The 20,934-nt window shown below is 56.8% G+C and carries 18 protein-coding genes and 1 tRNA gene; 11 read left to right on the top strand and 8 right to left on the bottom strand.

The window, feature by feature from the left end:
* From C7378_RS16895 to C7378_RS16910, 4 genes are all read right to left on the bottom strand, one after another.
* A complete protein-coding gene (locus C7378_RS16895; RefSeq protein ID WP_131999332.1) occupies nt 1-666 on the bottom strand; it encodes a formate hydrogenlyase in 666 nt (221 codons plus the stop codon).
* Complete coding sequence (locus tag C7378_RS16900; RefSeq protein ID WP_207901468.1) at nt 659-1,624, bottom strand: respiratory chain complex I subunit 1 family protein; 966 nt, start codon at nt 1,622-1,624, stop codon at nt 659-661. The genes C7378_RS16895 and C7378_RS16900 overlap by 8 nt, the downstream gene beginning before the upstream one ends.
* A complete protein-coding gene (gene hyfB, locus C7378_RS16905) occupies nt 1,621-3,705 on the bottom strand; it encodes a hydrogenase 4 subunit B (RefSeq protein WP_341539163.1) in 2,085 nt (694 codons plus the stop codon). The genes C7378_RS16900 and hyfB overlap by 4 nt, the downstream gene beginning before the upstream one ends.
* A gap of 169 nt (nt 3,706-3,874) precedes the next feature.
* A complete protein-coding gene (locus C7378_RS16910; protein ID WP_243648329.1) occupies nt 3,875-4,270 on the bottom strand; it encodes an ArsR/SmtB family transcription factor in 396 nt (131 codons plus the stop codon).
* A gap of 618 nt (nt 4,271-4,888) precedes the next feature.
* Between C7378_RS16910 and C7378_RS16915 the strand changes: the two genes are divergently transcribed.
* From C7378_RS16915 to C7378_RS16930, 4 genes are all read left to right on the top strand, one after another.
* On the top strand, nt 4,889-5,293 hold the full coding sequence (locus tag C7378_RS16915) for a hypothetical protein (protein ID WP_131999334.1): 405 nt from the start codon (nt 4,889-4,891) through the stop codon (nt 5,291-5,293).
* Nucleotides 5,294-5,511: 218 nt separating this feature from the next.
* On the top strand, nt 5,512-7,707 hold the full coding sequence (locus tag C7378_RS16920) for a glycosyltransferase family 4 protein (RefSeq protein WP_243648330.1): 2,196 nt from the start codon (nt 5,512-5,514) through the stop codon (nt 7,705-7,707).
* A 191-nt stretch (nt 7,708-7,898) separates the two neighbouring features.
* Entirely contained in the window at nt 7,899-8,774 is an 876-nt protein-coding gene (locus C7378_RS16925) for a glycoside hydrolase family 130 protein (protein WP_243648331.1), read from the top strand.
* Between the two features lie 212 nt (nt 8,775-8,986).
* Entirely contained in the window at nt 8,987-9,364 is a 378-nt protein-coding gene (locus C7378_RS16930; protein ID WP_243648332.1) for a hypothetical protein, read from the top strand.
* Nucleotides 9,365-9,616: 252 nt separating this feature from the next.
* Here C7378_RS16930 and C7378_RS16935 read toward each other — a convergent pair.
* A tRNA-Val gene (locus C7378_RS16935) sits at nt 9,617-9,693 on the bottom strand.
* A 139-nt stretch (nt 9,694-9,832) separates the two neighbouring features.
* Here C7378_RS16935 and C7378_RS16940 point away from each other — a divergent pair.
* Nucleotides 9,833-10,012 (top strand): hypothetical protein, encoded by a 180-nt coding sequence (locus C7378_RS16940; RefSeq protein ID WP_131999340.1) that lies wholly within the window; start codon nt 9,833-9,835, stop codon nt 10,010-10,012.
* Nucleotides 10,013-10,020: 8 nt separating this feature from the next.
* Here the strand turns inward: C7378_RS16940 and C7378_RS16945 are convergent, their stop codons facing one another.
* The gene (locus tag C7378_RS16945) at nt 10,021-12,183 is read right to left on the bottom strand and encodes a M28 family metallopeptidase (RefSeq protein WP_131999342.1); all 2,163 of its coding nucleotides are present in this window, start codon (nt 12,181-12,183) and stop codon (nt 10,021-10,023) included.
* 191 nt (nt 12,184-12,374) lie between these two features.
* Here C7378_RS16945 and C7378_RS16950 point away from each other — a divergent pair, with 191 nt between their 5' ends.
* On the top strand, nt 12,375-12,572 hold the full coding sequence (locus tag C7378_RS16950; RefSeq protein ID WP_131999344.1) for a hypothetical protein: 198 nt from the start codon (nt 12,375-12,377) through the stop codon (nt 12,570-12,572).
* 1 nt (nt 12,573) lies between these two features.
* Here the strand turns inward: C7378_RS16950 and C7378_RS16955 are convergent, their stop codons facing one another.
* A complete protein-coding gene (locus C7378_RS16955; RefSeq protein WP_243648334.1) occupies nt 12,574-13,689 on the bottom strand; it encodes a glycosyltransferase in 1,116 nt (371 codons plus the stop codon).
* Nucleotides 13,690-13,828: 139 nt separating this feature from the next.
* Between C7378_RS16955 and C7378_RS16960 the strand changes: the two genes are divergently transcribed.
* Both C7378_RS16960 and C7378_RS16965 read left to right on the top strand, forming a co-directional pair.
* Entirely contained in the window at nt 13,829-14,869 is a 1,041-nt protein-coding gene (locus tag C7378_RS16960; RefSeq protein WP_165876867.1) for a CgeB family protein, read from the top strand.
* 68 nt (nt 14,870-14,937) lie between these two features.
* Entirely contained in the window at nt 14,938-16,353 is a 1,416-nt protein-coding gene (locus C7378_RS16965; RefSeq protein ID WP_131999350.1) for a UDP-glucose dehydrogenase family protein, read from the top strand.
* Here C7378_RS16965 and C7378_RS16970 read toward each other — a convergent pair.
* Nucleotides 16,350-17,300, bottom strand: coding sequence for an SDR family oxidoreductase (locus tag C7378_RS16970; RefSeq protein WP_131999352.1), 951 nt, complete (start codon nt 17,298-17,300; stop codon nt 16,350-16,352). The genes C7378_RS16965 and C7378_RS16970 overlap by 4 nt on opposite strands.
* A 46-nt stretch (nt 17,301-17,346) precedes the next feature.
* Between C7378_RS16970 and C7378_RS16975 the strand changes: the two genes are divergently transcribed.
* From C7378_RS16975 to C7378_RS16985, 3 genes are read left to right on the top strand one after another with little or no spacing between them, the layout of a single operon-like run.
* Nucleotides 17,347-18,294, top strand: a complete 948-nt coding sequence (locus tag C7378_RS16975) for a type I phosphomannose isomerase catalytic subunit (protein WP_131999354.1) — start codon at nt 17,347-17,349, stop codon at nt 18,292-18,294.
* Nucleotides 18,295-18,305: 11 nt separating this feature from the next.
* A complete protein-coding gene (locus C7378_RS16980; protein WP_131999356.1) occupies nt 18,306-19,421 on the top strand; it encodes a mannose-1-phosphate guanylyltransferase in 1,116 nt (371 codons plus the stop codon).
* Nucleotides 19,422-19,462: 41 nt separating this feature from the next.
* The gene (locus tag C7378_RS16985; protein WP_131999358.1) at nt 19,463-20,911 is read left to right on the top strand and encodes a phosphoglucomutase/phosphomannomutase family protein; all 1,449 of its coding nucleotides are present in this window, start codon (nt 19,463-19,465) and stop codon (nt 20,909-20,911) included.
* Nucleotides 20,912-20,934 lie beyond the last annotated feature (23 nt).

Genomic DNA, 20,934 nt, shown 5'->3' on the forward strand with positions numbered 1-20,934 from the left:
TCAATCCTCCCTGAGCGCTTCGAGATGATGCAGATCGAGGCTGTCGAACTGTTCGCGGATTTGGAAGAAGAAGATTCCGAGGATGAAGACTCCGACCAACAGGTCGAGCGCGATACCAAGCTCGATCACCATCGGCATGCCATAGGTGGCACTCGTGGCAGCAAAGAAAAGGCCATTCTCCATCGCTAGAAATCCGATCACCTGCGTCACAGCCTTGCGACGGGTGATCATCATCAGAAAGGAGAGCAGGATGACGGCAAGCGCAATGCCAAGAGTGTTGCGCGTAATCGTAGTGGCCAGCATGCTGATGGGTTGCGCCAGTCCGAAGGCGAAGATTACCAGTGCCAGCCCTGCCAGCATCGTGATTGGAATATTGACGATCGGCTCCGTATCCCATTGTGCGCCGAGCCGCTGAATGAGCCGATGCAGGATCCAGGGAAGCGCGATGACTTTCAGCACCAGAGTGAGTGCTGCGGAATACCAGAGCTCCGTAAGGCCTGCGTCATAGGCTACTAAGCACGTCGATAGAAAGAGGATTGCACCCTGCCACGCGAAGAGAATAACCAGGCGTTGGGTTCTTCGCCGAGAAAGCATTGCGAAGGAAATCAGCAGCAGGCAGGCGGCGAGCAATTTTAGCGATTGAGCGATCAGCTGGGATTTAAGCATTGATGTTCGCTCCCAGAAGAAGGTGGACAAGCAATCCAAGTACGGCGAGCAGAAAGGCCATTGCCAGGTATTCCGGAGCGCGAAAGATGCGCAGCTTGGCCGACAAGGATTCGATCAGTGCTAATGCTGCGCCCGCAACCGTAAGTTTTGCCACCAGAGCCGCGACTGCCGCTAAGAGTGGCACTCCTCCGTCCGCTCCATGGGTTGCGATGCCCCAGGGCAAAAAAAGCGCAAAGCCGATGCAGGCATAGTTGAAGAGTTTTAAGCTGGACGCCCATTCAACCAGAGCAAGATGCCGCGCAGAGTATTCAAGCAGCATCGCCTCATGGATCATCGTAAGTTCCAGATGCGTGCCGGGATTATCGATAGGGATGCGGGCATTCTCAGCTAGCAGCACCATCACAAACGCGACGGCGGCAAAAATCACGCTTGGATCGATTACCGTGTGACGCGCCGCGTATTCATTCACCAGATTGGGTAAGGACGTGCTGCCATAAAGCAAAAACGCATTGAACAGCACCATGAGCAATGCCGGTTCAGCGAGGAAGCCGATCATCATCTCGCGGCGCGCCCCCATCGTGCCGAAAGCGGTGCCTATGTCCATCGCTGCGAGCGACAGGAAGACGCGCGCCGTTGCAAACAGGCCAATCAGCGCAATGGCATCCGCCGCCCGCGCGAAGGGAAGGTCGGTAGCAAGTGAAGGTATAATCGCCGCCGCCAGCACCATCGTTCCGAACAACACATAAGGTGTCCCCCGAAAAAGTAGCGACGCATCCGTCGCCACTGCCGCATCTTTGTGGAACAGCTTGCGCAGCATCCGATAAGACTGCGTCAGCGGAGGGGCGGAGCGGTTCTGCATCCACGCACGGCACTGTGATATCCACCCCATAAAGAGCGGCGCGATGGCAATCGCCAGCGCCACTTCTCCGAACTGCCACACAAAGGTGATGCCTCTCACAGGACGAACACCAGCAGAACAATTAGGGTCAGGAAACTGTACAGCAGGTAGATGGCGAGCCGTCCACCCTGTAAGAGGCCCGCCATATCTGCGAGTCGCTGCACGCCTCGCGCCATCGGTAAATAGAGCGCTCGCCACAGGCGATCCTCGATATGAATTCGATAGCGAGGATTTACATCTGAAGGAGAGGGAAGCTCGCGCTCCATGCGGAAGAAAGCTCCGAACATGTGCCTGATCGGTTGACCCAAACCCTCTGCCGTATCCTGCATTCGAGGCGTCTGCCAGGGATAACCACAGTCCCAGGGGTCTGTCCGGCGCATACGTCCATGCGCTAAAAAGCGCACAAGAACAAAGGTGATGCCGACGACTCCTACAATTCCTAAAAGCAAGATGAGGCCGCTATAGGAGGCTTGCCCCGGAGCAATGGGGACGATCGTCCAGATGGAAGATCGCAAGCTGACAGCCGCTCCGCCCAACACTCTTCCGGTAACAGCGCCTGCCGCCCGCAGCACAATCTGTGGCTGTATTCCGATTGCTATGCAGCCGAATGCTAGCCAACCAAGACCCAGGCGCTCCAGCCAGTTTGCGTCATGGGCATGGCCGAGCGACGCCTCCCGAGGTTGACCGAGAAAAATCACGCCGTAGAACTTCACCATCACGTATGCAGACAAAGCGACGATCAGCGCCAAGGCTGCAGCGCCGAGCGGGACCAGCATATTGAGAAACGCGTGAGGGAGTTGGGGCGTAAATAAAAACGATTGCAGCAGCAGCCACTCAGAGACGAAGCCATTCAGCGGCGGCAGGCCTGCAATGGCCAGCGTGCCTACCAACGCCAGAGTCGCAACCCAGGGCATTCGCCGGATCAGCCCGCCGAGCTTGCCGAGACTGCGCTGGTTGGTCGCATGCAGCACAGAGCCGGTCGCGAGAAAGAGCAGACTCTTGAAAAGAGAATGATTGAGGGAGTGAATCAAAGCCGCGCTGAGAGCAAGTGCGGCAAACAGAGGCAGGTGGCATGTTTCAAATAAAAGTGCGAGGCCGATCCCCGTAAAGATAATCCCGATATTTTCAATCGAAGAATAGGCAAGCAGGCGCTTCATGTCTGTCTGCACTGCGGCAAAGATCGCTCCATACAGCGCAGAGAAGAGGCCCATGGCGAGCATCAACGCCCCCCATTGCCAGAAGCGGACGTGGAGGAGATCGAAACTGATCCGCAACATCCCGTACACTGCGGTCTTGAGCATGATCCCGCTCATCATCGCGGAGACCGGCGAAGGTGCGGCAGGATGGGCTTCCGGTAGCCACGCATGCATCGGTACCAGGCCTGCTTTGGCTCCGAAGCCTACGAGAGCAAGCAGGAATGCAGCGCTGGCCCAGAACGGAGTAAGTGAAGCTCCTCGCATGGCGTCGAAGGTAAACTGCCAGCTGCCGCCCTGCATCACGCCGAAGCAGAGAAGGATGCAGATGGCTCCCAGATGGGCCATCAGAAGATAAAGAAAACCAGCACGGCGAATTTCTGGAATGCGATGCTGTGATGTGACCAAGAAGTACGAGCTAAGCGCCATCGTCTCCCACGCCACCATGAACAGGTAAGCATCGTCGGCGAGAATGACAATAGCCATACTGGCAAGAAAAACGTGATATTGAAGGCAGAGCAGGGCGGGCGCTGTGCCGACACCTGATCGAAAGTAGCCGGCGGCGAACGTGGAAATGCCTGTCCCTGCTATACCCAGCAACAATAGAAAGAAAGCTGACAATGTATCGAGACGCAAGTGAAACGGCAGGCTCGGCAGTCCGAGCGGAAGAATCATGACTTCGGACATGCGGTTTGCAGCAAGAAAGACTCCCGCAACGAGCGCGACGCTGAGGCAGCCTGCTGCGCCCAAAGGAAAGAGCAGATGCGCAACTACGCGCAGGCTACACGGTCGGACCAAACCAGCGAGACCAAGAACGATCCAGAATGCAACAACTATCAAGAGCAGGCGGAGAGCAGGAACAGCTATGGCCGAGGATGTTATGCCGGAAATGTAAAGATGAGCATTCAAAGAAAACCTCGATCTTATTCCGCGGGGAGAAGACGCCAATTGCAGAGGGGTCTATTGCTTGAACCCCGATCGGTAGGGATGGTCATCAGCGCCGGACGTCTTTCGCAACTATCGGCTCGTTCCTTCGTCGCCATCTTTTGAATGGAATAGCAGGAGGCCTTGTCCTGACGGCAAAGCGCCAGGCTTGGAAACAACTGTTCTTGCAGCTTCACTGCCCGGTCCCTGCCGATGCTTTGTCCATCTCATCAAGCATCTCCAAGGCTTCCTTTAAGTGCTTTTGAAAGTAGCGGCGCATAAGAGCCAGCACTTTGAGAATGATCGGGTCACGCACCGAATAGAAGACCTGGTTCCCGGCCTTGCGATTTGCGACGAGTTGTTTGCCGCGGAGCACGGCCAGATGTTGGGAGATATTTGCCTGCTCCATCCCGAGCTTGTCGATAAGCTCGCCAGCGGAGAGCTCTCCATCGTCCAGCAGTTCGATAATAGCGATTCGCGTCGGGTGGGCGAGGGCTTGGAAGATGTCGGCCTTGAAACGGCGTAGTGAATCAGGCATCACGTAAACCCTTGTACATAGGAATATTCGATCCTTCGAATATTGTGCCATATCATCCATGGGGCGTCCATACAATCCGTGAGGCCGATCTCTCTTCCTCTGTAAGAATTGGTATTGCCTTGGACGTGTCGGAGGTCGCTGGCATTCTTCGGTTCGCGCATGTCCGAGCGGCATGGTTGCGATCTTCAGCGGATGGTCCCTCCTCGCACCCTGCAGGTACAAGGCGGCAAGGCGCCGTGAACATTCATTTAAACGAGCAGCTCAACAATCAAGGTATTACGTTCATGAGGCAGCCAATTGGTACGTCTAGCTGGGCCCCGTCTCATTTGCAGCCAAAGCACTCTAACGGCACAGCAGATATTTCAGGCGTATGATCGATAGTAGTTGGATCACCTTTCTCGCCTTCGGCTGTCCCTGCTTCGCTCCAGACGAGCACCTTTCAAGTAAGCAACAGGACGACGGAGTCTCTATGAGCTTCCCTGACAAATCTGATGTAAAGAACCATCTTTCTCGAAGAGTCAGAATTCTTCCTTTCAGTTCATTTGCGGAATCTGATACCACAGTTAGCTCCATTGCAGAGCAGAAGTTTTCTTTAACGCGTAATCCCAGCGCGGCGTTACCTCACGATGGAAATTCAGTTGCTGCACCTGTAATCAGAAAACTGCCAGCATGAAGCCATACGCAGTCTTCCTGCGCACGGGCTGCTCATTGCCCCGAGGATTAGCGCTTACGCAAGAGCCATTTTGCGAGAGGTGGCTGTCCGTCGAAGACACGACTGCGGCTGCCCTTGATCTGGCGTTGCGGAATGCGGACTGGCACTTCATGTGGCTCACGGAAGCGCATTCCCGTAGGGGTTTCGGTCGAACAGTCGAATCGGCTCGTAAGAAAGCGATCACTCTGGCCTTAAAGAAAGTGCCGGAACGATTCAATGCTGCCGAATTGAGCCTGATAAAGATCACAAAATACCTTGGATTTCAGATTGTCCGAGCCACACTTCATACTCGTCAGATCCAACAGAATGCCTCTGTTGGTCTTGTCGATGAGATGATCCTTCGACAAAGCGCCATATCCTGAGCCGGAGTGTGCCCACTCGCTAAGGCCCAACTAAGGTCCAACGTCTCTCGCTACCGCTCACATCAAGAGCGTGAAAGAAGGGCAGTATCGCTCACTCAAGCACCTCGCCAACCATACAGGCATCTCCATTACCTCTGCCCACCCGCATCGCCTTCATCGGCAATTATCTTCCCAGGCAGTGCGGAATTGCGACATTTACAACAGACCTCTGCACTGCAATGGCAAAGGAATTTGGCAGCGAGCGCCTCTTCGCAATTCCTGTCAACGATCCGGACTCCAGCTATCAATATCCTGACCGTGTGCGGATTGAGCTTGAGCAGGAGGATTGCTCCTCTTATGAGCGAGCTGCTGAGTTTCTCAACTTCAACGGAAACGACCTTGTCTGCATGCAGCATGAGTACGGCATTTTTGGAGGAGTTGCGGGCAGCCACGTCTTGGCGTTAATTCGCAAGTTGAAGATGCCGCTGGTGACAACCCTTCACACGGTTCTGCGCGATCCGGACTCCAATCAGCGTGCGGTGCTCGACGAGATTAGTCATCTGTCGGATCGATTGATTGTGATGAGCGAGCATGCGGCGATTCTTCTGCGTGAGGTATATGGTGTGCCCGACGAAAAGATCGACGTCATCCCCCATGGCGTGCCGGATCTGCCGTTTATGGATCCCAATTATTTCAAGGATTTGTTCGGAACCCAGGGAAAGTCCGTGCTGCTCACCTTTGGTCTGCTTTCGCCAAACAAAGGCATCGAAACTGTGATCCGGGCGTTGCCGGCGATCCTGGCAAAGCACCCTGACCTTGTGTACATCATTTCCGGGGCGACCCATCCGCATATCAGACGACGCGAGGGGGAGCGTTACAGGGAAGAGTTGCAGGCGTTAGCAGCAGAGTGTGGTGTTTCCTCGCAGGTAATTTTCAACAATCGTTTTGTGAGCAATGAGGAAATGATCGAGCACGTCGGCGCCGCGGACATCTATATCACTCCGTATCGCCAGGAGGCACAGGTGGTCTCCGGTACGCTGGCCATTGCGCTCGGTGCGGGAAAGGCTATTATCTCCACACCCTATTGGCACGCCAAAGAGATTCTTGCAGGCGGACGTGGTGTCCTCGTGCCTTTCGATGATCCTGATTCCATAGCAAATGCAGCGATCACCCTGCTGGACAATGATGCCGAACGCCATGCAATGCGAAAGCGGGCTTATCTTCACTCGCGCAGCACGACGTGGCAGAAGACCGCACAGGCATATATGGCGAGTTTTCAACGAGCGCGCATCGAGCGGATGCTCCGCCCACGGGCCGCACTGCAGGACATCTTCGCGCCAAAGGCAACGGATACGCTGCCCCCACTTAACACGGCTCACCTGGTGAGCATGACCGACGACACGGGCATGTTGCAGCATGCCATCTTTTCTTTGCCGAATAGTCTTGAGGGATACACGACCGACGACAACGCGCGTGCTCTTGTCATAACAACTCTACTGGCCGAGTCTACTCCTCAAAGCCATGAGCACCTGGCATTGTCGCACCGCTATCTGGCTTTTCTGTGGTTTGCTTTTCATGAGAAGACAGGCAGGTTCAGAAATTTTCTCAGTTACGCTCGCGCATGGCAGGAGGACGTCGGCTCAGAGGACAGTCACGGTCGTGCCTTATGGGCACTCGGCACAGTGATTGGCCACTCAATCGACCCCGGTCTTAGAGGTGCGGCTGGCAGGCTTTTCGAGGCAGCTGTTCCAGCGACACTTACATTCTCGAGCCCGCGTGCATGGGCATTTTCCATCCTTGGGATGCAGGCATATCTGGACTGGTTCCCTGGGGATAGAGTGATCCAGAGCGCATGCAATCTGCTAGCTAATCGGCTATTAGAGATCTACGAACGTAGTCACTCGGCGACATGGAGATGGTTTGAGCAGAGCCTGTCCTACTCGAATGCCCGGCTATCGCAAGCGCTCCTGGTTGCAGGCTGGCGAAGTGACAACAAGAGGATGATCGAAGTAGGATACGAGTCCCTCTACTGGCTGATGAGCGTCCAGCACCATCAGGAAGATGATCTATTCGTTCCGATAGGCTCCAGGGGATTCTTCACGCAGGGCGGAGAAAAGGCACGCTTCGACCAACAGCCTGTCGAAGCCTGTGCAACCATTTCAGCCTGTTTACAGGCATTTCGCCTCACTGCAGAACAGCATTGGCTGGACGAAGCATGGTTTGCCTTCCGCTGGTTTCTCGGGGAGAACGATCTGCAGGTTCCGCTCTACGATGCGACCACTGGCGGCTGCAGAGATGGTCTCCATCCTGATCGCGTCAATGAAAACCAGGGAGCCGAATCAACGCTCTCCTTCCTGATGGCATTGATTGAAATGCGAAGCATAGAAATTCCCATAGCAGAAAACATGAGTACCGAAATGAGCGTTTCTCTTTGACTCCGATTATGCTTTCGGCAACACAGTCCAAGTCTCCTGCCGCCAACCAGCCAGAGCTGCAAGAGCAGGCGGAATATTCCTTATTCACCCGTCATCCTGGCAATCCAATCCTCAGCCGAAAAGATTGGCCGTATCCGGTGAACAGTGTTTTCAATGCTGGAGCAACGCGCTTGCCGGATGGAGACACCCTCTTGCTTTGCCGTGTGGAAGACCGACGAGGCCTGTCGCATCTTTGTGCTGCTCGTTCGGCCAACGGAGTTGATGGGTGGCGAATCGATCCGCAACCGACTCTGGCGCCAAATCCTCAGGAATATCCGGAGGAGATCTGGGGTATTGAAGATCCACGGATCACCTACGTTCCAGAACTTCAGCAATATGCCATTGCTTACACCTCCTTCGCCCGGGGTGGTCCCGGCGTTTCCCTTGCACTGACCAGGGACTTCAAAAGCTTTGAACGATATGGCGTCATCATGCCGCCTGAAGACAAAGACGCCGCATTGCTGCCGCGCAGGATCGGAGGGTTCTGGGCATTGATCCACCGGCCGGTGACGACCATGGGCGCTCACATGTGGATCTCGTACTCACCTGACCTGCACAACTGGGGCAATCATAAGGTGATCCTCCAGGCGCGACGCGGTGGATGGTGGGACGCAAATAAGATTGGCCTTTGCTCGCCACCGATTGAAACGGCGAAGGGCTGGCTGGTGCTTTATCACGGTGTCCGCCATACAGCATCCGGCAGCATCTATCGCCTTGGACTTGCTCTTTTTGATATCGACAGGCCGGATATCTGTCTGCAACGAGGGGATTCCTGGATGTTCGGCCCCGAGGCCGACTATGAACGGACGGGAGATGTTCGCGATGTCGTCTTCCCCTGTGGCCAGACTATCGCGCCGGATGGAGACACAATCCAGCTCTACTACGGAGCAGCCGATTCTTGTATGGCCATGGCCACCGGCAGCATCCGCGCTCTTCTCTCCTGGCTGGATGCGCACTCCACCACGGAGGATGAGAGCGTAGAGCCAGCCGCGCCGGAAGGAGATCAACAATGGATAGCGCAGGTCTGAATTGGCCTGGCAATGTCCCCCGGCTACTCTGGCTGCGTCGAGAATGTCCGCTCTGCAGTTCAATCGAATTCAAAACTGCCGAAGCACACCCTCTTGATCGCCTGCTGAGACTACTTATGCTCCGTCCGGTTCGCTGTGCCAACTGCTGGCGACGATACTATTGGTTCGCAAAGAGAGACGCGGATAAAACATAGCTTCAGGAAATACATGGAATGATGATGAGCAATTCACAATACCCATTCAGTCATACTTCAAACGATCTGCTGTTCAGCCTGGAGGGAGATAGTTCCCGCAAAAGCTTGAACTATGAGATCGTCGCGCAAAGCTTGGAAGAAGTGCAGAACATACAGAACGCACCAGCCGTCAGCATGGGACCGTATCTGATCGACTCTGGACAAAGCCAGCTTTTGACCACAGTTAGTATCTACGCACAAAGAGGCGAAGTGCGGGAGCAGATGCGACTCTTCTATATGAATGACATAGCGCTTCGTATCTGGAAGGCAATGGGCAAGGAACCAAATTTGATCGGTGCGCAGCATCGCCCACCCCAAACTGCTCAACTGGCCTTCGGAGTTCCATTCAGTGAATAGATGCCTGAGTGCGGAACCCCCGCAGCAGGCTAATACCGCACGTTCAGAGTCGGAACAGTTTTTGCCGCGGCACGCCAATGCGATCCTAGCCATATATTTGTATACAAAGGCGATCACGAGCAAAAAGCAGCGGGATCAAAGCCGGGCCGATCACACGATGTTCGGGAAAAAGGATAAGGCTCAGCGCCAGCCAAAATCTGCAACTAACCTCCCTGGTTCGAGGTCTGCCTGCGGCTAAGGTGTGGAAGGATATGGTAGGCACGAGCGGATTCGAACCGCTGACCTCTACCGTGTCAAGGTAGCGCTCTAACCAACTGAGCTACGCGCCTGCGCAATTTTTGAAACACTTGCGGCAAATCCAGTGTAACAAGATTTTGGCATTTGGCAACCATCGCATCATCTTGTACCCACAGGACTTCTTTCTTCATTCAAAGTCCGACCGGCGGGAGTGCGCATCACAAGAGACAAATGAAGTTCAGGCTTCCAGCAACGTACAAAATTTGGTTTGCCGGCTCCGTCGCCTGGTGGATCGACGCCGCTGTCAACCTCCATTACCACCAGCGTGCCCACGCGCTCGCTGCCTTGATCATTGCTGTTATCTTCTTTGCCGCCGGCATCTTCTTCGGCAGCATCGAAAAGTGGCGCTGAGCCACCCTCTACTTTGCCGCTGACTCGAGCGTCGACGTAGCACGAGTCAAAGCAGCGGTCAGGGTCGCCATCTGCGTCTGCGCGCGGCTTACATCTTTGGCATCGATGGCTTCGTTGACCCCCGGTATAACAACTGCTGCATAGCCTGTGTACTCGCCCGGTGCATAGATGGTGTGCTTGAACCATGGCCGGTTAGGGAGGCCTGCGGATGACAGCAGATCGCCCTCCACCTGGCGAAGTTCGCTGTTCAGGTGAGTGGGGTTACCGCTCTCAGCCGTCTGCCGAGAATATGCGGCCTCCGCAGCGCTGGTAAACTTTTGTGCTGCTGCAGTTGCTTCGCTGAAGTCGATACTGCTCAACTGGGCATCGGCTGCCTTCTTTTTCGCGGCCTCAATGTAAGCTTCTATCTCCTTGCCGTAGGTCACATAGTCATAGGGCAGCACATCCGTGTCTGCCATATGGAGCACCTCCAGCCCGAACACCCGCGCCTGTTGCTGCTCATAGACGAATGTCGGATCGGCGTTCTTGATGAACCAGGCGTAGTTGTCGAAAACGGAATGATAGACGCCGTAGGGTCCATCGGAGCCGATATCCGTGGACGGCACACCCAGGTGCTGAATGAACGGGGTATAGTCGGAACCGCTGCCTAGATCTCCAATCTCCACGTCGTTATCAACATTCGCATGTCCGTGGCGCTCATTGAATCCATTGTTGACGTGGTGCCTGCTTCCGTTCGCAGCCTGTTCCGCTTTCCACTGTTCATAGACCGAGCCGCCCTTCGGGCTGGGCACCTCCTTCGTCACGTCTCGCACAAACTGCTTGAGCGAGGGAACGGCTGCCGACTCAAAGCTGGGTCCGGATACGCCTACGTCTGTATTGAAGTAAGCAACCGCGTGGGCTAGCTGGTTCGCATGGTCTTCAGCCCATTCCGTGGAACCGATCAGGCCCTCTTCCTCAGCGTCCCAGCTTGCAAAAATAACCGTGCGCTTGGGCTTCCAGCCTTGGTGCAGCAACTCGCCGATCCCGTGGACGGACTCGAGCATCGCAGCCGTGCCGCTGTTTGGATCGACAGCGCCATACACCCATGCATCGCGGTGATTGCCTGCAACAACCCACTCGTCAGGCAGCTCTGTGCCGGGAATCTTGCCGATCACATCCCAGATAGTGCGCATCGCGTAGTCCTGCTTCAGCAGCATGTGGACCTTAACGCCGGTGCCTCCCAGGTGGTAGTTGAAGGGTAATGCGCCCTGCCATTCCCGGGGTGCACTCGGGCCTCCCAGATTTTCCAGAATCGGCGCGGCATCATGATAGGAGAGCGGCGTGGAAGGAATCCTGGGCATACTGGCCGCCGTTGCCGGGTCAATCCGTTTTGAGGCGGGCAATTCCGGGGTTGACGCTATGCCGGGTGTCGTCGCATCGCCCGGATACTTGAACATATATTGCACTGATCCGCGCTGGACTCCTGTGTCCGGCCGATAGGGACCGTTCGGGTATTTATCGCCACGGTAGTAGCCGTCATCTGCAGGATCGGAGTAGATGATGACTCCCGCCGCCCCGCGTTGCTGGGCTACATAGACCTTCACTCCACGGAAGTTTGCCCCGTAGCGAACGATTACCAGCTTCCCCTTGACATCTATGTGGAGAGCCGCCAACCGGTCGAAATCTTCAGGCCTCCCATAGTTGGCGTAGACCACCTCCGCCGTCACGTCGCCGGAGGGTGATGAGCCGTTGAATCCCGGAGTAACGCGAGGGTCATCCTGATAAGGATCGCCCTCCACATGTTCTCTCGTCGGCCCGTGCATCAGCGTCTTGCCGGTAGCATCATCGGTCGCCGTGACGCTGATCTCCTTCGGCAGATTCAGCCATGCCTTGTAGGGAACGATGCTGGTCTCAAGGCCCGCAGCCTTGAATTTGCCCGCAACATAGACAGCCGTGTCGTAGTCCTCTTTTGAGGCCGCAATATGCGGTGCTGCGGTGAGCGTCTTGAGTTCTTCGCCTGCAAGCTTCGCGCTGGGAACAGCGAGGAACTGCTGATCGATCTTCGCCTGAGCGGAAAAATCACGGTAGCCGAAGACGTGCTGAGGTTCTGTGGGAGCTTGTGCGAGCAGCAGAAACGCGGAGAGCGACAGGCCGACGGTTGAGAGCAGGGCGCTGCGAAAGAACAAAGGCATCTCCTTGAGCGGGCAAAAATTGCGAATGTGGCTGCCAGATTACAACATGAGGACGCGTGAGCGGTAGATTATTCGATCCACGTCGATAAGAAGGCAACTTGTCCCAGATTGAAACAACCTCGTACATTTTCGAGAGATTTCTGAAGTAACGCCAGGTGGTGCCGATAGAGTGCGTGTGAGAGGTGTCGGGCATGGCTACGCAAACCATATCCAACGTTCTGGAAATCGATACCGGCAAGCGCCAGCGAATTGTTGAGCTGCCCTTTGAGATTGAGCCTGAAAATGACGGTCTGGGCTGTATCCGCGGCTTTGCCTTCGCAATGCTGTTCAACGTGGTTTTGGCGATGACGATTTTCGGAGCCTGGGAGATCTGGAAGCATCTCCGGTAAGCTATCGCGCAAAGACTTGCCGGATGGCTTCAGCGCAGCGACTCATCGAGAAGCGACGCTCGTAGCAGGCCTGCGCACGACGGCTCATCGCTCGCCGTTGCTCTCCATCCATCTCCAGCCAGCTTCTAAGTATCCGTTCTGCGCCATCCGCCGTATCGGTATCGACAAGCCCCGCTCCATCTGCCTTGATTCCGTCCCAGATGTTTACCTTGTCTGAGATCAATACCGGCTTGCTACACGCCAGTGCTTCTGCCACTGCGACCCCAAAATTCTCCTGGTGAGAGGGAAGAACAAAGGCCTCGCACGCATGGAAGGCCCCCCATTTCGCCTCGCCCTGCAGCATTCCTGGCCAGTGAATCCTATTTTCTATCTTATATTTGCGTGCCATTCCTTCAAGTTGCTTCTGAAGTTCATCGGCATCCGGCCCAGCCATAACCAGGTCTACTTCCGGATATTGCCCAGCCACCCTGGCATACGCCTCGACGAGCAGATCGCAGCCCTTTTTCTCGTGCAGGCGGGCGAGGAAGAGCACGAAGCGGCGTCCACGCACTCCGGGTACAGCCGCAAAAAATCTCTCAAGCTGCGACGGGGTCTCATCAGGAGCTGGTGCGATGCCGAACGGTACTACCACCCCCTGCCAGCGATGTGGCCAGAAGCTTTCCGTTGCCAGTTGGCGCTCGATATCCGTGGTAAACAGAACCGACGTGGCGTCTCGCAGTACGGGGTATTGGAAGGGCAGCCAGTAGGCCGACTTCTTCAGGTGTTTCAGCGGATACTGTTTCTTGAACCAGGGATCGAGCATGCCGTGCGAGAAAACTGCATAGGGAACTCGGCCTGCCGCTGCCTTGCGTACTGCAATATTGAAGTATTGCCAGAGCCCTTCCACAACCACACCATCAAAGCGCCCCACATTCTGGCGCAGCCACTGCAGCAGCTCAGGGGACCTGCCATAGCCGCCTATCTCCGTTGAAATTGCATGGACAGGGAAGTCAAGTGTCTTCAGGAATGGGGCATCTGGACGATCCTGGCTCAGGACCTCGACCGTGTCCCCTGTACGAATGTGTTCGCTCGCGCGCTGGCGCAGCGACTCTGCCGGGCCGCCAGTCTCAGGTGACATACTGTGGATTACATGGAGGAGCCGCATTGTGGAGATTGTTACCTGTAGCGCCGTGTATAGCAAGGCGAAGCCCTGGCCTTGCGGTTGCTTCCCTGGGAATACTTAATCGAGCACGTTAAATTGACTCATGGGCCACAGCATGAAAAAGAGACGCATTCTCTACGCCGGCTATCTCGATCCCGGTGAAACGTCGAAGTATCGCTGCGACGCCCTTTCACGTCTCGGCCATGAAGTCCGTGGATTCAATGTGCAGCAATATCTGCCCCGCTGGGGTAAGGCGCGCGCCGTTGTGGAGCGCATGCCGGCAGGCCCTTTGATTGCCTCCGTCAACCGCGCGCTGCTCAGGGAAGCCAGCGAGTGGCAACCGGACCTGGTCTGGTTTGACAAGCCTATTTACATCACTCCCCGGTCTCTCCGCCGGCTCAAGGTGAACGGCATCCAGACCGTCTGCTACAACCAGGACAACCCCTTTGGCCCACGCGAGGATGGCTGCTGGCGTCAGCTCAGGAAGACGCTTCGCCTCTTTGATCTTCACTGCATACTCCGCGAGTCCGATATTCAGCGCTACAGCGAATGGCGGCTGCCGTTTGTGAAAGTCCTTTTGAGTTACGAGCCAACCATGCACTTCGCCCCGCCCGAGGGCTGGAGCGATGCCGATCGGGATCGCGGCTTAGCTTACACTGGCAGCCCGCATGAGGACCGTCCCGCCTTTCTCTTGCAACTGGCAGAGCGTTACGGATTACCGCTTTCGGTAGCAGGCCCGAAATGGCCTAAAGTCTGGTCTCCAGAGATCCTCAGCCGATACGTAACCGGAGGATTTCTTGGCGGCGAGGCCTACCGCGAGGCCATCTGGCATTCGCGCATCAACCTGGCCTTTTTGACGCATCTCAATGAAGAGGACATTGCACACAAGGCTATGGAAATTACAGCCTGCGGTGGGTTCCTCCTGGCCGAGCGGTCTGCTGGCCATTCCGCCTGCTTTGAGGAAGATCGGGAGGCAGTTTTCTTTTCCTCGGTAGACGAATGCGCGGCGAAGGCGCGCTATTATCTCGACCATCCCCTCGAACGTGAGCAGATTGCCGCGGCTGGCCGCCGTCGCGCTGTTGCTTCCGGATATAACAACGACACGCAGCTGGAGATAGCACTTAACGCGTTGCCCGCATCACAGTCCGTGAACTGAAACACGGCTGCGATATCATTAGGGTTTGCCGCACCTGTTCACCGTTTTTCATCCATCGAGGGAAAGCTATGTCGAAGTCAATCTCTATTGCTGTCGTAGGGTCAGGATATGTCGGTCTGGTGGCTGCCGCATGTTTTGCCGAGATGGGGCATCAGGTCATTTGCGTTGACAATGACGAAAAGAAGGTGGAGATGCTGCGTGCCGGCGGAGTCCCCATTCATGAGGATTACCTGCCGGAGCTGCTCGCGAGACATGCCAACCAGACTCTGAAGTTCACCACCGATCTACGCGCCGCCACCCAGGCCTCGCAGGTGATCTTCATCGCGGTTGGCACGCCCCAGAGCAAAACCGGGAGCGCTGACCTGTCTTACGTCGATGCCGTGGCGAGCGAGATTGCACGCTCCATCGACGACTATAAGGTCATCGTCGAGAAGAGCACCGTACCGGTCTACACCAACGAGTGGATCCGTCGTGTGATCGAACGCAACGGCGTCCCCCGCGATCTCTTTGATATCGCTTCGAATCCTGAGTTTCTGCGTGAGGGAACTGCCGTCGTCGACTTCCTGCACGGAGACCGTATCGTGGTTGGTGCGGATAGCGAACGTTCCTCCGGACTGCTGGCCAGCATCTACGAACCTCTTTCCTCCGGCAGCTATTACGTCTCTGAACAGGCTGTACCCGGCTTCCGCACGCTGGATAATCCAACCCCCGTGCTCCGGACCACGACCAAAGCGGCAGAGCTCATCAAGCACGCGTCAAATGCCTTCCTGGCGATGAAAATCTCCTTCATCAACGTCGTCGGCAATATCTGCGAGGCCGTGGGCGCGGACGTAGAGCAGGTCGCGCAGGGAATCGGGACGGACTCCCGTATCGGGCCGAAATTTCTCAAGGCCGGTATCGGTTACGGTGGCTCCTGCTTTCCCAAGGATGTGGCCGCCTTCCGTTATGTAGGCGAGCAGCTGGGCGTCGATTTTGGCTTGCTGGCGGAAGTAGAGAAGATCAACGCCGAACAGAAGAAGCGTTTCTTCCAGAAGGTTCGCTCCGCGCTCTGGACATTCCGCGCCAAGCGCATCGCCGTGCTGGGCCTGGCCTTCAAGGGCGGTACAGACGACCTGCGCGACTCACCCGCGCTCGAGATCATCGACTTGCTGCTCAAGGAGGGCTCCATCGTCACTGCTTATGATCCGGCAGCGATGGAGAGAGCCAAGGCCGTGCTGCCACCCAGTGACACGATGCGCTATGCCGCAGATTCCTACGCCGCCGCACAGGATGCCGATGCATTGCTCGTCCTCACCGACTGGCAGGAGTTCGCAGAGCTCGATCTTGATCGCATGCATTACACCCTGCGCTATCCCATCGTGATCGACGGGCGCAATCTTTTTGATCCTGTCACGATGCTGCAGCGTGGATTCACCTATCTCAGCATCGGCCGCATGGGCGTGCACCCGACTCGCGAAGTGGCAGCCGGGCGCAAGCTGCTCTAAGCGGTCCGGTACTGTTCCTTGTACCACTCGACGGTGCGGCGCAGGCCCTCTTTGAACCCGATTCGCGGGTCATAGCCAAAGGCTTCCCGCGCCGCGTTGATGTCGGCCAGCGAGTCTTTGACATCCCCGGCGCGCTCCGGCCCGTACACCGGCTCCTCTTTGAAGTTGAGTAGTTCGGCAAGCACGCGAAAGGTCTGGTTCAGCGTGTGGCGCTCGCCGCACGCCACATTGAAAACTCGTCCTGCCACCTTCTCGGCAGGCCCCTCCAGCGCCAGCAGGTTCGCCGCCACGGCATTCTCCACGTAAGTGAAGTCGCGCCCCTGTTCGCCATCGCCGAAGATAACCGGTCGCTCTCCGCGCATCATCTGCAGGGTAAATCTCGCCATCACCCCGGAGTAGGGCGAGTCCGGCACCTGTCTTGGCCCAAAAATGTTGAAGTATCGCAGGCACACCGTTTCCAGTCCGTACACCTGCCAGTAGCTTCGCATGTAGAGCTCTCCTGCCATCTTCTGTACCGGGTATGGAGCGATCGGCATTGGAACCATCGTCTCTACGCGCGGAAAGCCGGGCTGATTGCCATAGGCAGATGAGGAAGCTGCGAAAACAACGCGCTTGACGCCGTGCAGCCTCGCGCCCTCCAGCACGTTGAACGTGCCGTCGAGGTTGGCAGTGTGGCTGGTGCGCGGGTCGAGCACAGAGCGCGGCACCGACGGCAGGGCTCCCTGATGCAGTATGTAGTCCACGCCCTCGCAGGCCGAAGCCACCGCATCCGCATTGCGCAGGTCGGCTTCTAAAAATTCAATCTGAGGAAGCAGAGGCGCGAGGTTGGCGCGCAGCCCCGTTTCGTAGTTGTCGAGTCCACGTACAGTTTCACCGCGTTCGATCAAAGTTTGCGTGATCCACGAGCCGATAAAACCAGCACATCCGGTTACGAGATATCTTGACATTCTCCACATGGTAAACGGCAGCGCACTTCGGGCATACTGGTAAAGCATGCAAGCTATTTCACCTTTCAGACTCGCACCTTACTTCCGCACCCGCATCTGGGGCTTTCCTGACCTTGCTCCCTGGTTTGACTTCAAGACAGAAGGCGAGCCCATCGGTGAGGTCTGGCTTACCGGCGAGATGTGTGTAGCCGCCACAGGCCCCCTGCAGGGAACAAGCCTTAGTGAGATAACCAGCCAGCATGGTGCAGCCATCCTCGGCGCCGGTCACGCGGGAGAGGAATTCCCTCTGCTCATCAAGATTCTTTTCCCTAAAGAGAAGCTCAGCGTCCAGGTGCATCCCGACGATGCCCTTGCGCAGAAGTTCGGTGAGCCGCGCGGCAAGACAGAGTGCTGGTATGCGCTCGACGCCAGGCCGGGTGCAAAGGTCGCTCTCGGCATCAAGCAGGGGGCAACCGATGACCAGGTACGGGCTTCCATCGACGCTGCCAATCTTGAAGACCTCCTGGACTGGCTGCCCGTCGAGAAGGGCGACATGATTTATGTTGACGCGGGCACCGTCCACGCCATCGGGCCCGGCGCCGTTCTCCTTGAGACGCAGCAGACCAGCGATCTCACTTATCGCATGTACGACTACGGCCGTCCGCGTGAACTTCACCTTGAGAAGTCTTTCGAGGCCATGCGTCTGCAAACCAGCGCAGGCAAAGTAGCGCCGCGCAACGAAAATGACCATCAGGTCCTCATCGATGAAAAATATTTCCGCGTCGAACGTTGGAATCTGGCCGTCGGCGTCAAAGCCGAAGCTCTCACCCAGCCTCAGCCTTATGTGCAGATGATTTTTGTCGCGGAAGGCGCCGTTACCGTCAGCGGCGATGGGTTCGACCCCTTTGTCGTCGAGCGTTGCCAGTTGGCCGTCATTCCTGCTGCCAGCGGTCCGTGGAGCATCCAACCAAAAGGTGCAGCAGAGATCATGCGCATCGTTCCACAGTCTCTCTAGAACGGAGAACTATGTCTGACACTCACGACTTCAGGCCGATCATTCTGGCAGGGGGCAGCGGCACGCGGTTCTGGCCGCGTAGCCGTCGCGCACGTGCCAAGCAGGTATTGGCTCTCGACGGCGAACGCAGCATGATTCAGCGTACCCTCGACCGGCTGGCGCCACTTGCCAGCCCGGCCCGTTGCTGGGTCGTGACCAACGATCTGCTTTCCGATACCATCTGCGGCCAGCTCGATGTCGTACCGGAAGATCAGGTCGTCTGCGAACCCGCCGCCCGCAACACTGCGCCTGCTGCCGGACTTGCCGCCTTTCTCATCGAGCGGACCGCCCCTGACGCGGTGCTCGGCATGTTCCCGGCAGATCACGTCATCGGCGATGAGACCGCCTTTCTGGCCACCATCGAGCGAGCGATCGCGATTGCCGCCTCGGGAGACAATATGGTTGTGCTCGGCGTTAAGCCCACACGGCCTGAGACGGGTTACGGCTACATCGAGACAGGCGCTCCTTACGAAGGTACAGCCGTGCGTGTTCGTCGCTTTACGGAAAAGCCCAATCTCGAGCGCGCCGAAGAGTTCGTCGCAGCAGGGAATTATCACTGGAACAGCGGCATCTTTATCTGGAGCGCGCAAACCTTGGCCAATGCAATTCGAGAGCATTTGCCGGATACTGCGCCCATGCTTGAGGAAATTGCCGCCGCCTACGGTACGCCTCAGTTTCGCGAGGTCTTTGCACGGCTTTACCCCCAGTGTGAAAACATCAGCATCGATTACGCTGTGCTCGAACCTCGCTCCGCCAAAGGCGAGCGCTATTCGCGTCTCTACTGCCTGCCCGCCAGCTTTGGCTGGAACGACCTCGGTTCCTGGGCCGCCCTCTATGAACATCAGCTTGAGCAGTTGAACGGTGGGGACGCCCGCGCCAACGTAACGGAAAGCAATGGCTCGCTGCCCATCGAGGCCAGCGGTAACTATGTCTACAGCCCGAAGAAGTATGTCGCTCTGATCGGTGTCAAGGATCTGGTCGTCGTCGAGACAGACGACGCACTCCTGATCACAACCCGTCACCACTCCCAGGATGTTGGCAAGGTAGTGAAAGAGCTGGCAGCGCAGGGCCGCACGGAACTCATCTAAAGCCGCAAACCAAACCATTTCGCTGGAGACGGAAAGACTGCATGGCGCAATATTCTGGCCCTATCAAATTTGGCACTGATGGCTGGCGCGGCATCATCGCTGACGATTTCACCTTTGAAAATGTGCGTGCTGCCGCCGCTGCCATCGCCTGCTACATCCATGCAAAAACTGGCGAGGACAAGGGTGTCGGCCCGGTCTGCGTCGGCTACGATACGCGCTTTGGCTCCCGGGCTTTCGCTGAGACAGTGGCAGAAGTCCTCGCCTCTACTGGTATCCCGGTTCTGCTCGCAGACCGCATCACGCCCACCCCTGCTCTGTCTTTCGGGGTTCGCGCGCACAGTGCGGCAGGCGGAGTCATGATTACCTCCAGCCACAATCCCGCCCAGTGGAATGGCGTGAAGTACAAGGCTTGGTACGGCGGCTCCGGCAAGCCTTCTATCATTGCCGAAATCGAAACCTACCTCGGCCAAAAGCCGCCTGCAGTCGCGACCGCCGCGCCCATCGCACTCACAGACTTTCAAACGCCTTACATCGAGGCCATCTCGCGCTTTGCTGATCTTGATCTCATCGCCCGCTCAAAGCGGAAGTTTGCGATCGATTGCATGTATGGTGCAGGACGCGGTGTGCTCGCCGGCATCTTCAGCCGCATTGGCGTCGATCATGTTGAGATCCGCGCCGAGCACAATCCTCTCTTTCCAGGCATCAATCCGGAACCCATCGAGCCGCACATTCGCGCACTGCAGGATGCGGTTATCCAGCACGCGTGCGATGCGGGCCTTGCCACCGACGGCGATGCCGACCGCATTGGCGCAGTCGATGAGCACGGCAACTTCGTTGATCCGCATAAGATCTTTGCCGTGCTGCTGGAGTGGCTCCTCAAGCGCAAACAGTGGCCCGGCGACGTTACACGTGCCTTCAACACCACGTGCATGCTCGACCGCATCTGCGCGAAATATGGCCGCACCCTCCACGAGCACGGCATCGGTTTCAAATATGTCTGCGACCTGATGCTCGAGAAAGATATCCTCATCGGCGGCGAGGAGTCAGGCGGCATCGGTATCAGCCGCCATCTGCCGGAGCGTGACGGTTTGCTCAACTCACTGCTGCTCGCCAACGTGATGGCGGAAGAAAACCGCACCCTTGGCCAGTTGGTCGAAGATCTCCAGCAGGAGTACGGCGAACATCAGTATGGTCGCATCGATCTGCATATCAATGACGACCTGAAGAACGCCACAATTGCGAAGGCGCGTGCCGGCGTCTCGGAGTTTGCAGGCATGCCTGTTGAGCGTGTTGAGACGCTTGACGGCATCAAGTTCTTTCTGAAGAACCCTGAAGCCTCCACGAAATCAAATGCCGCGGAAACTTGGCTGCTCCTCCGCGCTTCCGGTACGGAGCCTCTCCTGCGCATTTACTCCGAGTCGTGTTCGCGGGAGTCGGTAGCAAAGCTGCTCGAGGCAGCGCGCCAGTTTGCCATGACCAGCCTCGACTGAAATCTGAAATTCACGGAACGTCC

Origin of the sequence: Acidipila rosea (genome assembly GCF_004339725.1) — a bacterium.
Classification (GTDB): Bacteria; Acidobacteriota; Terriglobia; order Terriglobales; family Acidobacteriaceae; genus Acidipila; species Acidipila rosea.

Excerpts from the sequence above, each read along its gene's own strand:
- C7378_RS16985 (WP_131999358.1), top strand. The coding sequence starts at position 19,463 with ATGGCGCAATATTCTGGCCCTATCAAATTTGGCACTGATGGCTGGCGC.
- C7378_RS16950 (WP_131999344.1), top strand. The coding sequence starts at position 12,375 with ATGGCTACGCAAACCATATCCAACGTTCTGGAAATCGATACCGGCAAG.
- C7378_RS16910 (WP_243648329.1), bottom strand. The coding sequence starts at position 4,270 with ATGGCACAATATTCGAAGGATCGAATATTCCTATGTACAAGGGTTTAC.
- C7378_RS16940 (WP_131999340.1), top strand. The coding sequence starts at position 9,833 with ATGAAGTTCAGGCTTCCAGCAACGTACAAAATTTGGTTTGCCGGCTCC.
- C7378_RS16980 (WP_131999356.1), top strand. The coding sequence starts at position 18,306 with ATGTCTGACACTCACGACTTCAGGCCGATCATTCTGGCAGGGGGCAGC.
- C7378_RS16945 (WP_131999342.1), bottom strand. The coding sequence starts at position 12,183 with ATGCCTTTGTTCTTTCGCAGCGCCCTGCTCTCAACCGTCGGCCTGTCG.
- C7378_RS16930 (WP_243648332.1), top strand. The coding sequence starts at position 8,987 with ATGATGATGAGCAATTCACAATACCCATTCAGTCATACTTCAAACGAT.
- C7378_RS16915 (WP_131999334.1), top strand. The coding sequence starts at position 4,889 with ATGAAGCCATACGCAGTCTTCCTGCGCACGGGCTGCTCATTGCCCCGA.
- C7378_RS16895 (WP_131999332.1), bottom strand. The coding sequence starts at position 666 with ATGCTTAAATCCCAGCTGATCGCTCAATCGCTAAAATTGCTCGCCGCC.
- C7378_RS16970 (WP_131999352.1), bottom strand. The coding sequence starts at position 17,300 with ATGTCAAGATATCTCGTAACCGGATGTGCTGGTTTTATCGGCTCGTGG.
- C7378_RS16920 (WP_243648330.1), top strand. The coding sequence starts at position 5,512 with ATGGCAAAGGAATTTGGCAGCGAGCGCCTCTTCGCAATTCCTGTCAAC.
- C7378_RS16975 (WP_131999354.1), top strand. The coding sequence starts at position 17,347 with ATGCAAGCTATTTCACCTTTCAGACTCGCACCTTACTTCCGCACCCGC.
- C7378_RS16965 (WP_131999350.1), top strand. The coding sequence starts at position 14,938 with ATGTCGAAGTCAATCTCTATTGCTGTCGTAGGGTCAGGATATGTCGGT.
- C7378_RS16955 (WP_243648334.1), bottom strand. The coding sequence starts at position 13,689 with ATGTCACCTGAGACTGGCGGCCCGGCAGAGTCGCTGCGCCAGCGCGCG.
- C7378_RS16960 (WP_165876867.1), top strand. The coding sequence starts at position 13,829 with ATGAAAAAGAGACGCATTCTCTACGCCGGCTATCTCGATCCCGGTGAA.